Here is a 12,491-nt window from a genome sequence, read left to right as displayed (position 1 = left end):
GTCCTTTTCAATAACAAACTAAAGAACGTATGTACCCCACAAAAAGAAAGGAGCGAATAGTCATGATCCGTTTTATACATGCTGCAGATCTGCATCTGGATAGCCCTTATATCGGATTGAAGGAGTTGTCAGTTCAGATTGCTGACCAAGTCAAAGAATCGACATTTCAGTCACTGGAGAATATTGTCGAACAGGCAATCAGTCATCAGGTGATGTTTGTATTGTTTTCAGGAGATATTTATGATTTGGAGGATCGCAGTATAAAAGCTCAAATCAGATTCAGACAGCAGATGGAAAGATTAAGAAAACACAGTATCTCTGTTTACTTGATCCATGGCAATCATGATTTCATTGCCAGTAAATCGGATCATTTGTCACTGCCTTCCAATGTAAAAGTATTTTCTCCTGCAGTCGAAACAGAATACATAGAGACTGACAAAGGTGAAACGATCGCTGTCAGTGGTTTCAGTTACGATAAAAGATGGATCGACAAAAGGATGATTAGTGAGTACCCGGTGCGGGGAAAACAGGTTGATTATCATATAGGAATGCTTCACGGATACGAGGAAGGCCAAAATTCTGACCATGGACGGTATGCACCCTTTTCTTTAAACGAGTTAATCAGTAAAGATTATGATTACTGGGCTCTGGGACATATTCACAAAAGGCAGATGCTGTCATCAGAGCCACCTGTCTACTACAGCGGTAACACTCAAGGAAGACATAAAAATGAGGCAGGTGAGAAAGGGTGCCTTCTGGTCGAACTTTCTCAAAGCGGCAAACAGATCCAGTTTATATCGACAGCTCCTGTCATCTGGGATAGGCTTACAGTCGACGCAAGTATGGAGGGCTCACTTAACAGCATTTATGAACACATAAAAAAAGAGATGGCTTCATTACCAGAGCGAAACATTCTCCTTAATCTGGTGGTGAGTGTATCCCCAGATCTAAAAAATCAGATTCTGAAAAAAATAAAACAGGCTGAATTTACTGAAGCCCTGCATATATACGCTGATAGCTATTTTGTCCACATCACTTCGGTTAAGATCAAAATTAAATCTTCAGAAGGCGAGAGCGTATCACTAGCCGAGTTATTTCCTGAAGAATGGGACAAATCGATCAGTCATTTTCTGTTGAGCGATCCGTTTTACAATGAAACCAGTGAACTATTGTCTGCTCATCCCTTTTCAAAAGAGTTAAAAGAACCATCTGAGCGTTATAGAAAAGAAATCGTTGATTCTGCAGTGACTCTATTAAAACAAGATCTGGGATCGATTGAGGGAGATTGAAATGAGATTAAAAAAATTGATTATTTATGGATACGGTAAATGGGTAGATACCGAATTTGAGGTAGATCCTGATCTGCAGGTGTTCTATGGTCAAAATGAGGCCGGGAAGTCGACTTTGATGTCATTTATTCAAAGCATTTTATTCGGGTTTCCCATGCGTCACAGTTCGTCACTAAGATATGAACCAAAAGAAAGCAGTCGCTATGGAGGGAAACTCATACTCGATGATAAGCGCTTTGGTGAAGTTATCGTCGAACGTGTTAATGGAAAGGTTACGGGAGATGTGACAGTCACACTGGAGGATGGTACTCAAGGTGATGAACGATTGTTGGAGACGCTTTTAAATCATAAAAAAAGATCTTTTTTTGAAAGTATCTATTCTTTTAACTTAAAAGGTGTTGAAGAAACCAGTGAAATGAATAAAGAGCAGTTCAACCGATTCTTTTTGAGTGCCGGCTCGCTCGGTAACGAGAGTTTTCTGAAGAAAGCTGATCATTATCAGCAGAAGGCCTCTCACTTATTCAAACCAACCGGTAGAAAGCCAAAGTTGAATGAGCTTTTCCGGTCCCTGCAGAAACAGAAAGAACAATTGAACAAGGCTAGAGAAAATAATGAGCAATATGTGCTTCTGGTCAAAGAAAAAGAAAGGATTGCGGATCAGATCGATACACTCGAGCAATCCTTTCATAAAAAGAAGAAAGAGATTGAAGAGTACCAGCATCTTCTGAAAAATATTGAAACAATTAATGAAATCAATGAGCTGAAAAAGGAAATCGATCAATACCCATCTTATTCCCTTCCTGAAGACGGACTGATACATTTAAACCATATCAACAAACAGCTGGAAGAGCTGAGGGAACAGACTAAAGACCTGTACAATCAGCAAAAGACCGTACAGGACAAATACAGGCCTTCCAAAGAACTGCTGCTTTACCAGGAACATGAAGAAGCAGTCAACAAACTGTTAAGTAATTGGGATCATCTGGAACTGAAAGTCGAATTGATAAAAGACACTCAGCATGACTTAGCACATCTGGAAAAACAGTCTTTCGAATTTAAGTTAAGAAAAGGATTACCTTTAAATGAAGCATTACCCACTAAACTGACCCCGACTGAAAGAAATGAATTACAGGCTTTTGCTGATGATTTTTCCGATTTGATCAAAGAACAGACAAAATTACAGCAACAGCTGCATGTTTTAGATTTGAAAATCGAGACAAATAATGAACACATCGATTCCATCGAACAGTCATTATGGCCGGCTAATCGATTTAAAGCAGCTGAAGAGCAGGAAAACAGTGAGGCTTTATCACACGAGGCTAAGAATAAAGGCAATCAGGTACCTGTTCTGGTTTACAGCAGTGGTTCACTGCTTTTAGCTGCAGTGTATCTAATAAGTCAGTCGCTCCTGGCCCTGTTTCTGATTCCAGCTTATCTTCTGGTCGTGACAGTACTTCTGAACCGAAAGCCTAAGGAAAAAACGGCTGAATCAGCAGGTTATGATAGAAGCGAGTATTATCATCAGAAAAGCTTGAGGGACCAATGGAAAGATACATTAGCTACAAATGACGTGTATCAGCAGCAGATAAACGAATACAAAGAGTTGCTCACTACCAGCAAGGACAGGCAGAACACTGTCAGTGAAGTGTTTTTGAACTGGAAAAAAGCTCATCATTATCCGTCCAGTTACGATGTCGACTCTATTTTAGATTCGCTGGATCAACTGGATGAGTTAAGAAAGATAGATGACTTAAAAGATAGAGAGCAGATAAAAGTGACAAGGGAACTGGAGGATCTGCGACAGATTCTTGAACAGAATAGTTTTGCCCGTCTTTTTTTGGAAGAGGAAAAAGATACACTGAGCGTTTTCTCCGATGTTAAAAAGAGCATAAGGCAAATCGAGAATGACAAACGCATGCAGCAGGCTTATATCAAAGAAACGCAACAGCTTCAGAACTCGATCCTCTATTATGTCCAGCAGGAGAAGGAACAGATAAAATTGAAGAATGAGTTGACGGACCATGCCGGAGTGAAGTCAGAAGAAGAGTTTATCGCATCTTATCAGAGGCTGTCAGAAAAAAATCAAAAAATCAAACGCTTTGAGATGCTGAAAGAAACGATTAATATAGACCAGTCAGACTCAGACACGTATACAGTAGACGGATTAAAAGAAGAAGTGAAAAAACGTCATGAGGCTATTAAACAAAATGAAGAACAGCAGAAAGAATGGACTAAAAATGCAATAGAAATAGAGTACAAAATCAGTGAACTTGAAGATGGGGGCATTTATTCTGATTTGCTTCAGATATATGAGAATGAAAAAAGTCTGTATCAGGAAGTGGCAGATGAATGGAGCACTTATAAAATAGCAGCTGCCTTAATTGAAAATACATTAAAAAATGCTAAAGAGAATCAGCTACCGCAGACGCTTAAGTTAGCAGAGACCTACTTTTCCTACATTACTTCAAATCATTATACATCGATCAGTTTAGAGGCAGACCAGTTCTTTGTCAGTGACAGTCAAGGTAAAAAATGGCAGGCCAGCGAATTATCGAGAGGAACAGTTGAACCGTTGTATATAGCCATCAGACTGGCATTTGTAGTGAGTAATAGGGAGCATATTGAATACCCGGTTATTATCGATGACAGCTTTGTCAATATAGATGAAAACAGAAAAGGCAGCATCTATAAATTACTGAATGAGATAAGCCAGTCAGTCCAAGTTATTTATTTTACTTTCGATGAAACGACTTTGGACTATATTCCTGACTCACATGTGATAAAATTGAATCATATCAAGTGAATGTATCTGTGTGTGTCACTGTATTGCCAGTAAAGTAAATGAGGGAGTGATAAAAGTGAAAAAACTGTATGACTTTCATAAAGAAGAACAGTTAAGCCTTTTTCTGCTGATCAAATCTGCTGAAGAGAAGAAAACACGCAATAATAAACCTTACCTGGCATTTGTTTTTCAGGATACGAGTGGAGAAATAAGTGCCAATTTCTGGGATGCAACGCCAGATGATGTCTCGCAGTTCAAACCTGGGCAAGTCATCAAAGTTGAAGGGAAACGGGAAGAATACAACGGATCACCTCAGCTGAGGATTAAAAATTTAAGGCTGGCTCAAGAGGGTGAACCATCAAATCCTGACTTATACGTTGAAAGAGCCCCGATTAATAAAGATAAAATGGTAGAAGAGTTCAATCAGGCTATCTTTGATATTACGAATGCTAATCTAAATCGAATTGTTCGTTTTATCATGAAAAAATATCAGCGTGACTTTTTCTTAAGCCCCGCGGCTAAGAAGAACCATCATGCTTATTTAGGTGGATTAGCTTTTCATACTATTTCAATGCTGAAAATTGCTAGAGTAATTGTTTCCAGCTATGAGGAAATAAGTCCGTCATTGCTATATGCAGGAATCATTTTACATGATGTCGCAAAAGTAGTGGAGTTGAGCGGTCCAACAGCTACTGAATACACGCTTGAAGGAAAACTAATTGGTCATATTGTTCTTATACATGATGAAATTTCAAAAGCATGCCATGAACTTAAAATCGATGAAAGTCATGAGGATGTCCTATTGCTGAAACATACAGTTCTCTCTCACCATGGCGAGCTGGAATTTGGGTCTCCTGTCCGGCCACAAATCCCGGAAGCAGAAGTTATTCATTACATTGATCAGATAGATGCAAAAATGAATATGATGCAGTCGGCCCTTAGAAAAACTGAACCTGGTGACTTTACTGAGCGTATCTGGGCTATGGATAATCGTTCATTTTATAAGAATACATTAAAACCGGAAGAGCACCCATCGGATTGAATTAAGAGGGTTTTGTGAATTGTTAATGAATAATCAGGATTATTTGCTTTATACGTTTTCATTTTTTTAAAACCTGTGTTATATTAATTGAGGTACGAACGGATGAGATACTTTAACTGTTCGTAAAATAGAAAATTTGAATTAGGATGTGTATTAATTAATATGAAAAAATGGTTAGTTGGAGCAATGGCTTGTTCAGGTTTGTTATTGGCAAGTTGTGCGGATAGTGCCGAAGTAGCTTCTACAGAAGCAGGCCGTATTAGAGAAGACGATTTATATGAACGCATGAAAAATGAAGTCACGCAAAGTGGAATGACTTATGGAGAGCAGATGCTTCAGCAGATTCTTCTAGAAGATATTCTGGACCATGCATACGGAGACGACGTTTCAGATGAAGACGTTGAAGCTGAGCTTGAAAGAGAAGCTGAACCATATGGTGGTTTAGAAGAGTTTGAAGAGATGATTGCTATGCAGGGAATGTCTGCAGATGATGTTAGAGACAGCATCCGTACGTCACTGCAAGTAAGAGCTGCTATTTCTGACAGTGTAGAGATCACTGATGAAGAAATAGAAGAAGCTTATGAAAATTATGCACTTGATTCAACTGTTGCTCATATTTTAGTTGAAGATTTAGAATTAGCTGAACAACTCATCGAAGAGTTAAATGATGGAGCTGACTTTGGCGAATTAGTTGCTGAACATACAACAGATACAGGGACTCTTGAAACAAATGGTGAATTACCATTAGAACCTGGCCGTTTTGTACCTGAGTTTGAAGAAGCAGCACTTGAACTTGAAGAAGGTGAAATCACACAGGAACCTGTTGAATCTCAATTCGGATACCATATTATCAAAATGGTTGAAATGGGAGAAAAAGGGACCTTGGAAGAAGAACGTGATGATCTGGAAGCTATGATCCTAGACAACTATATGCAGGATCAAGTAGTTGTTCAGGAAGCAATCGGCGAGCTGGTCAGAAATGCGAATGTTCAAATCTCTGATGAAGATTTAACCGGAGCTATGGAGCAATTCATGCAGCCTGCTGGGGAACAGCCGGGTCAAGAAGCGATTGACGAAGATATGCTAAATGAATTACTTGAAGAAGAAGGCGTCGATCAGGATGAAGATGCTGTTGAAGAAGATGTAGATTCAAGTGATGATGAAGAAGCAGATGTTGAGTCAGACGATGCTGAAGATGAATCAGACGAATAATCTAGATTAAAAAAGCTGCGGGACGAGTGAAATACTCATCCTGCAGCTTTTTATTGTTGTTTTGTTGAGAGAGTGTCACTCGTCTTTTCTACTTCGCTCTGAATTTTATCAGCTTTTTCCTGAATCCTTCTAAGTCTGGGTTGAGCTTCTTTCTGAAAATCTGACGCAACTACCTGCATGTCAGTCATGAATTCATTTTGAACAAATTTCGCTTCTGATGTTAAGTCACTGACAGCTGATTTCAGATCATTGACTTTATCGGTTACATCCTGAACGTGGGTGGTTGTCTCATCAATATAATTCTTTAATACGACCTGATTCTGCTTACCGGCTCTGGGTGTTTTCACAAGACCGTAAATTCCGCCTAAGACGACGCCAGAGATGCTTCCTAATAGAAAATGCTTCATTTGTGTTCCTCCTTAGTTAGTTCTGTTTGGATCGATTTTTGTATAGTGTCTAACTCATCATCTGAATAAGATTCAGTATGCGACTCCCATTTTAATCCAAAGCCATCCATATTTGATTCATAGCGGGGTAAGAGATGAACATGGCCATGGAACACGCTTTGTGAAGCAATCTCTTCATTGTTCATAAGGAGATTTAATCCTTTGCATTCTGGATCGAATTGTCTGACTGATCGTGCGATCTTCGGTATTTTCGAAAAGACAGCTGCTGCCAGCTCGTCATCGTAATCTAGTATATTTCTAACATGCTTTTTAGAAATAACCAGTGTATGCCCTTTAGTTACCTGAGACACATCTAAAATGGCCAAAATGTCATCATCTTCGTATACTTTACGTGATGGAATATCGCCTTCAATAATTTTACAAAAAATACAATTGCTCATCCATATCCCTCTTTTCAAAATCATTATAATATTAGTTTATCACACAATGATTAGATTTAATAAAAAGAAGCTACTGATACCTTAAATCCTTCTCTAAATGTGGTAAAATAAGGGCATTAGTTAATAGGAAGGAAAGTCAGTATGAGCTTGATAGTAAACACCTTAACAGGAGGATATACTCGGATTCCTGTATTGAAAGATCTTTCTTTTGAAATCGGCAATGGAGAGCTGATTGGTCTGATTGGGTTGAATGGAGCCGGTAAAAGTACGACGATCAAACATATCATTGGTCTGATGACTCCCTTTGAAGGAAGCATCTCGATCGATGGATTGACGATTAACCAAAACCCTGAAGACTATCGAAGAAAAATAGGCTTCATTCCAGAAACACCATTACTGTATGATGAATTGACTCTTAGAGAACATATCGAAATGACGATAATGGCTTATTCTCTGGATTCTTTAAAAGCATGGGAAATAGCACAAACACTATTGAAGATGTTTCGATTGACTGACCGTCTGGACTGGTTCCCGAATGATTTCTCTAAGGGGATGAAACAGAAGGTCATGATTCTATGTGCGTTCATAATAGAACCGTCTCTCTATATTATTGATGAACCTTTTCTTGGTCTGGACCCCTTAGCTATCAGAGATTTGATACAGCTTATGGTCGACCAGAAAAATAGAGGCGCATCGATCCTGATGTCTACACATGTACTTGCAAATGCGGAACGAATCTGTGATCGTTTTATCGTTATGCATGAAGGTAAAATATATGCCATGGGGACTCTGGAAGATTTGAGAACTCATTTTAATATGCCGGAATCCAGTCTCGAAGACATGTATGGAAGACTCGCTGATAAGGAAGGGTTTTAATATGTCGTTATCAGACGTGTTCAAAAAAAGAACTGGCTATTACTATAAACAGTTGGGTAAATACCTTAAGTACGTTTTCAATGACCATTTTGTGATCGCTCTCCTTATTTTAGTGGGAGCATTAGGTTTTGCCTATTCAGACTATGTAGAAACCGTCTCAGCTGATGCTGTTCTCCCAAGAATTGTCTTAGTCAGTGTCGTGTTCTCAGCACTCACTATCGGGGGGATAAGAACACTCATCAAACCGGCAGACGGGGTTTTTTTATTGCCGCTTGAAGAAGAACTGGTGCCAATCATGCATAAACATCTTGTCGTCAGTGTTGTCTTTTTCAGTGTAGGAATGAGTCTTGTTGCAACAGCTGCTATGCCACTGCTGGAAGCATTGACTATTAGTGAGACGTCGTTCAGTGCTTCGTTTGTTCTGACCCTTGTTTTACTGAAAATTCTGGATTTGTTGACCTTGTACTATTCATTCAAAATGACCAGCAGTAAAAATGATTTCCAGCTGATCGTGTCAAAAAACGGATGGATCCTTGTGACACTGGTAGTGAGCATTTTTGTATCCTTATCCCTCGGCTTGATTCTTGCTCTCTTATCAGTCATCGGAATGTTCTTTGTGACCTTTTTAAAGAAATCAGTGACAATCTGGCACTGGGAAAAGCTGATTGATACTGAGCAGAAAAGGGTCCAGACCATCTACCGACTGATTAACCTGTTTATCGAAACGCCCTACGGAAGGAACAAAGTTAAACGAAGGAAGTTGCTTGATAATCTTATTGTCCTATTTGATAAAAATACTAACCCACATCTCTATTATATCGTCAGAGTGTTTTTTCGCCAGACTTCTTACAGCGGACTCTATTTCAGGTTAAGTCTGATTGGGCTCATCTTTATTCTTTTTTCACCGACTTTGTGGTTGAGACTGATAGGAAGTCTACTGTTTATCTATCTAATCGGTTTTCAGTTGCTTCCGTTAAAGCAGATTATGGATGAATCGATACACTTTAAATTGTATCCTTACAAGAATACTGATAAAATAAAAGCCATCCAGAAATTATTAGCTATTTTACTGATGATAAGCAGTATTCTATTCTCAGTGGCGTCTCTTAACGGGGGTTGGGACACGTTCGGGATAGTATTATTAGTGAATACACTCTTTATCTGGGGATTTGTGAAGATGTATGTTCCAAAACGGTTGGAAAGATAGATAAGGGGAGAAACAGGATGAAAGTTATATGGAATAGTGAAATAGTAGAGAGAAGCGAAGTGAGAATTGATCCCGAAGACAGAGGGTATCAGTTTGGTGATGGAATTTATGAAGTCATACGAGCCTACAATAAACAGTATTTTTGCCTGGATGAGCATATTGATCGGTTTTATTCAAGTGCGAGTAAGATAGAAATGCATATACCTTACTCTAAAGAAGAACTAAAGGAACTGCTTAACCGTCTGCTTGTCGAAACAGGAGTGCATACTGGAAATGTTTACCTTCAGATGACGAGAGGAATATCTTCGCCTCGAAATCATATGTACCCTGACGCTGCAGTTTTACCTATGCTGACTGGGACGATGACATCAGTTGAGAGAGATGCTGACCAAATGTCCAAGGGGATTGCGACCATTGTAACAGAAGATATCAGATGGCTTAAATGCGACATTAAAATGATTTCGCTTCTTGGCAACATAATGGTTAAACATGAAGCACATAAAAGAAACGCTGAGGAAGCCATTTTACACAGAGATGGGATTGTTACAGAATGTTCATCTTCAAATGTGGCCATCGTTAAAGATGGTAAGATATGGACTCACCCTGACGGGAATCTTATTTTACCTGGAATCACCAAAATCGTATGGAAAAAGTGTGCTGAGAAATTAGGTTATCCTGTCATTGAGAAGCCATTCAGTCTCGATGATCTCTACGATGCAGACGAGGTGTTTTGTTCAAGTACTACAATTGAAGTGATGCCGGTCTGTAAAATTGGAAATAACGTTTTGTTTGACCAGGTTCCTGGTCAGGTCACTATGGCGCTTCAGAAGGCCTATTTGCATGAAATTGAAAAGCAGTGTGGGAAGTTAAAGTAACACAGTCAAAAAAAGAACAGGCATGCGCTTGACGGGATCGATATTTCTTTCTACAATAGAAGATGCATAAGTGTCTTCTATTGTTGTTGGACTTAAGAATGGATAAGGGATTGAATTATATGGAGTTAGAGAGAGAAACGGGGTGGCAACTGCATCCCATCGGTGGAGAAACGGGTCAAGCATATATGGGAACAAAAAATGAAGAACGATTATTTCTGAAAAGAAATTCGTCTCCATTTTTGGCTGCATTGTCTCTTGAGGGAATCTCTCCAAGACTCGTGTGGACTAAACGTATCGGCAATGGAGATGTTTTGACTGCTCAAGAGTGGTGTAATGGGCGAACTCTGAACAAAGACGAGATGGCATCTGCAATTGTTAGTCAAATCATCAATAAAGTTCATCAGTCTCTAAGTCTTAGGAGAATGCTGCATCGACTGGGTGGTAAAGTATTAACCCCTTCAGACTTTTATTTCGATTGTATATACGGCTTAGCTCCGGAACTGATCGATCACCCATTGATCAGACAGGCTATAGCATTGCTTGAAAAAACCATGCCGGTTGATATAGAAGTGACAGAGAAAGTGGTCTGCCACGGAGACATTTCTCATAAGAACTTGCTGTTATCCAGTGACGATCAGCTGTATCTTGTAGACTGGGATTCAGCCTTTCTTGCCGATCCGATTGCCGATCTCAGCCAGCTTCTGGAACGATATATTGACTTTAATGAATGGAAAGTCTGGGTGGAAGATATGCTTAAACGGACACCTTATCTAACCAAAGACAAGGTCTACTGGTATAGTATTGTCAATCTCGTCCAGGATATAAAAGCTAACCACAAAAAACTGGATTATCTTAGAATGAACCAGAACCTGATCAAGCTGAATCTGGTTCTATCTGAATTTAAAGAAATCAAAGGGGAGCAGGTTGTCTAATCTGATCCCTTTTTTACTGAACTTAAAAGGAGCGATAGTATGAGATTGCGTCATAAACCATTTGCCAATGATAAATTACTGGAATACAAAGAGTTTGTGGTTGAAAAACCTGAAGAATTTAAAGGAAAGTGGCAGGAGCGGTTTGAAAAAGAACAGCCACTTCATATTGAAATAGGTTGCGGGAAAGGGCGTTTTATTATAGAAATGGCCAAACGTTTTCCTGAGGTGAACTTCGTTGGAATTGAACTGCAGACCAGTGTGATAGTATCTGCACTTGAGAAACAGATAGAAGAACAGCTGCCGAACCTGCAGCTTCTACAGGTCAATGCCAAAGATCTGATGGACTATTTCGACGATGGAGAAGTGGATAGAATCTATCTGACCTTTTCTGATCCATGGCCTAAAAATCGCCACGAAAAAAGACGATTAACATATGACTCGTTTTTAACCGTGTATAAGGCTATTTTGAATAATAAAGGCGAACTGCATTTTAAAACAGACAACCAGATACTGTTTGAGTACTCTTTGACCAGTTTTTCAAAGTTTCATGCGGTACTGGAAGAAGTCTATCTTGATCTGCATAACAGTGAAATAGAAGATAACATTATGACTGAATACGAGGAAAAATTCTCTAAAAAAGGAAACAGGATTTATAAGTCAGTCATTACATTCTAAAAAAAAGCCTGTAGTTACTTTATGTGATGGATAACTAGTATCCATAAACAATAAAGCAACTACAGGCTTTTTTTAAACTCTATATAAATCAATTAAGCTGCCGGTGTAGGCATCCACAATAAATTCATACTGTACCAGTTTGTTTTCTTCATAGCGAGATACCCCACCATAATAAACGTCTGTTTCGTAAGCAAATTTATTCCAGGGCACTTTAGTGAGTTCAATCCATGAACCGTCGATCGGCCCTTCTTTCAGGAATTCTTTTTTGATCGATTTTAGTAAGTCATCAGCTTTAAGCGTCTTATGTTTTTTTACCGCTCCAAAAGTCAAGACACCGAGCACGAAAGACAATAAAGCAACTGCACCTACAAAGATCCAATCTTCTGTAGAATGAGTGGGCTCTTTAATTCGTTCTTTGTATATCATTAGAAATTCCTCCATTTCAATTTAAATAAACGCTTTCCATAATCATTCTATCATACAACGGATAATAGTGTAATAGAAACAAACCAGGTTTAGCTTAAACTTGCTATACATTTTGTGTATAATAATTAGAGTGGGGAGTGTCAATAATTATGTGTAAATGAAGTGCTCCTTCTATAAAATCGATTTATTAATTTGTTAATCTTTCAAACATTTTTTCTAGCTCTGCTTCAGCTTGTTGGAAGCCGCGGTGAATCCGTGTCAAAAACTTCTGATTGTACGTATCAAAACGGGAAACCAAAAAGCGATCCATAGATTCTTCATTCTGAAA

Annotated in this window: 12 protein-coding genes and 1 pseudogene; 9 read left to right on the top strand and 4 right to left on the bottom strand. The window is 38.9% G+C overall.

Annotation, left to right across the window (positions count from 1 at the left end; translation table 11 throughout):
* Positions 1–62 precede the first annotated feature (62 nt).
* The 4 genes from CLV38_RS10455 (at position 63) to CLV38_RS10440 (ending at position 6,325) form a co-directional block, all read left to right on the top strand.
* Positions 63–1,289 carry a DNA repair exonuclease gene (locus tag CLV38_RS10455; protein ID WP_170068885.1) on the top strand — a complete coding sequence of 409 codons (1,227 nt, stop codon included), beginning with the start codon at positions 63–65 and terminating at the stop codon, positions 1,287–1,289.
* 1 nt (position 1,290) lies between these two features.
* Positions 1,291–4,092: an ATP-binding protein gene (locus CLV38_RS10450; RefSeq protein WP_106195264.1), complete on the top strand. Its 2,802-nt coding sequence runs from the start codon at positions 1,291–1,293 to the stop codon at positions 4,090–4,092.
* Positions 4,093–4,147: 55 nt separating this feature from the next.
* The gene (locus tag CLV38_RS10445) at positions 4,148–5,113 is read left to right on the top strand and encodes a 3'-5' exoribonuclease YhaM family protein (RefSeq protein WP_106195261.1); all 966 of its coding nucleotides are present in this window, start codon (positions 4,148–4,150) and stop codon (positions 5,111–5,113) included.
* A 162-nt stretch (positions 5,114–5,275) separates the two neighbouring features.
* A complete protein-coding gene (locus CLV38_RS10440) occupies positions 5,276–6,325 on the top strand; it encodes a peptidylprolyl isomerase (protein ID WP_106195258.1) in 1,050 nt (349 codons plus the stop codon).
* A 50-nt stretch (positions 6,326–6,375) separates the two neighbouring features.
* On the opposite strand, the gene CLV38_RS10435 is transcribed toward CLV38_RS10440, so the two are convergent.
* Both CLV38_RS10435 and CLV38_RS10430 read right to left on the bottom strand, forming a co-directional pair.
* Positions 6,376–6,732: a YtxH domain-containing protein gene (locus CLV38_RS10435; protein ID WP_106195255.1), complete on the bottom strand. Its 357-nt coding sequence runs from the start codon at positions 6,730–6,732 to the stop codon at positions 6,376–6,378.
* Entirely contained in the window at positions 6,729–7,172 is a 444-nt protein-coding gene (locus tag CLV38_RS10430) for an HIT family protein (RefSeq protein ID WP_106195252.1), read from the bottom strand. Before CLV38_RS10430 ends, CLV38_RS10435 begins: the two co-directional genes overlap by 4 nt.
* Positions 7,173–7,313: 141 nt before the next feature.
* On the opposite strand from CLV38_RS10430, the gene CLV38_RS10425 reads away from it, so the two are divergent.
* The 5 genes from CLV38_RS10425 (at position 7,314) to trmB (ending at position 11,737) form a co-directional block, all read left to right on the top strand.
* Positions 7,314–8,048: an ABC transporter ATP-binding protein gene (locus tag CLV38_RS10425; RefSeq protein ID WP_106195249.1), complete on the top strand. Its 735-nt coding sequence runs from the start codon at positions 7,314–7,316 to the stop codon at positions 8,046–8,048.
* Between the two features lies 1 nt (position 8,049).
* Positions 8,050–9,255, top strand: coding sequence for an ABC transporter permease (locus CLV38_RS10420; protein WP_170068884.1), 1,206 nt, complete (start codon positions 8,050–8,052; stop codon positions 9,253–9,255).
* Positions 9,256–9,272: 17 nt separating this feature from the next.
* Positions 9,273–10,130, top strand: coding sequence for a D-amino-acid transaminase (gene dat / locus CLV38_RS10415; RefSeq protein WP_106195243.1), 858 nt, complete (start codon positions 9,273–9,275; stop codon positions 10,128–10,130).
* Positions 10,131–10,249: 119 nt separating this feature from the next.
* Positions 10,250–11,062, top strand: a complete 813-nt coding sequence (locus CLV38_RS10410) for a phosphotransferase family protein (protein WP_106195240.1) — start codon at positions 10,250–10,252, stop codon at positions 11,060–11,062.
* 39 nt (positions 11,063–11,101) lie between these two features.
* Complete coding sequence (trmB, locus tag CLV38_RS10405) at positions 11,102–11,737, top strand: tRNA (guanosine(46)-N7)-methyltransferase TrmB (RefSeq protein ID WP_106195237.1); 636 nt, start codon at positions 11,102–11,104, stop codon at positions 11,735–11,737.
* Between the two features lie 72 nt (positions 11,738–11,809).
* Here trmB and CLV38_RS10400 read toward each other — a convergent pair whose 3' ends face one another.
* Together CLV38_RS10400 and CLV38_RS10395 are read right to left on the bottom strand one after the other, a co-directional pair.
* On the bottom strand, positions 11,810–12,163 hold the full coding sequence (locus CLV38_RS10400; RefSeq protein ID WP_245920583.1) for a PepSY domain-containing protein: 354 nt from the start codon (positions 12,161–12,163) through the stop codon (positions 11,810–11,812).
* A 187-nt stretch (positions 12,164–12,350) separates the two neighbouring features.
* Positions 12,351–12,491 (bottom strand): annotated as a pseudogene (locus CLV38_RS10395) (IS256 family transposase); the annotation flags it as partial.

Source organism: Alkalibacterium olivapovliticus, from assembly GCF_003003275.1.
Classification (GTDB): domain Bacteria; phylum Bacillota; class Bacilli; order Lactobacillales; family Carnobacteriaceae_A; genus Alkalibacterium; species Alkalibacterium olivapovliticum.
This window is presented reverse-complemented; position numbering and strand designations above follow the sequence as displayed.

Bases quoted from the DNA above. Each gene is read 5' to 3' on its own strand.
- CLV38_RS10440 (WP_106195258.1), top strand. From the start codon at position 5,276: ATGAAAAAATGGTTAGTTGGAGCAATGGCTTGTTCAGGTTTGTTATTG.
- CLV38_RS10420 (WP_170068884.1), top strand. From the start codon at position 8,050: ATGTCGTTATCAGACGTGTTCAAAAAAAGAACTGGCTATTACTATAAA.
- CLV38_RS10400 (WP_245920583.1), bottom strand. From the start codon at position 12,163: ATGATATACAAAGAACGAATTAAAGAGCCCACTCATTCTACAGAAGAT.
- CLV38_RS10410 (WP_106195240.1), top strand. From the start codon at position 10,250: ATGGAGTTAGAGAGAGAAACGGGGTGGCAACTGCATCCCATCGGTGGA.
- CLV38_RS10455 (WP_170068885.1), top strand. From the start codon at position 63: ATGATCCGTTTTATACATGCTGCAGATCTGCATCTGGATAGCCCTTAT.
- CLV38_RS10435 (WP_106195255.1), bottom strand. From the start codon at position 6,732: ATGAAGCATTTTCTATTAGGAAGCATCTCTGGCGTCGTCTTAGGCGGA.
- CLV38_RS10425 (WP_106195249.1), top strand. From the start codon at position 7,314: ATGAGCTTGATAGTAAACACCTTAACAGGAGGATATACTCGGATTCCT.
- trmB (WP_106195237.1), top strand. From the start codon at position 11,102: ATGAGATTGCGTCATAAACCATTTGCCAATGATAAATTACTGGAATAC.
- dat (WP_106195243.1), top strand. From the start codon at position 9,273: ATGAAAGTTATATGGAATAGTGAAATAGTAGAGAGAAGCGAAGTGAGA.
- CLV38_RS10430 (WP_106195252.1), bottom strand. From the start codon at position 7,172: ATGAGCAATTGTATTTTTTGTAAAATTATTGAAGGCGATATTCCATCA.
- CLV38_RS10450 (WP_106195264.1), top strand. From the start codon at position 1,291: ATGAGATTAAAAAAATTGATTATTTATGGATACGGTAAATGGGTAGAT.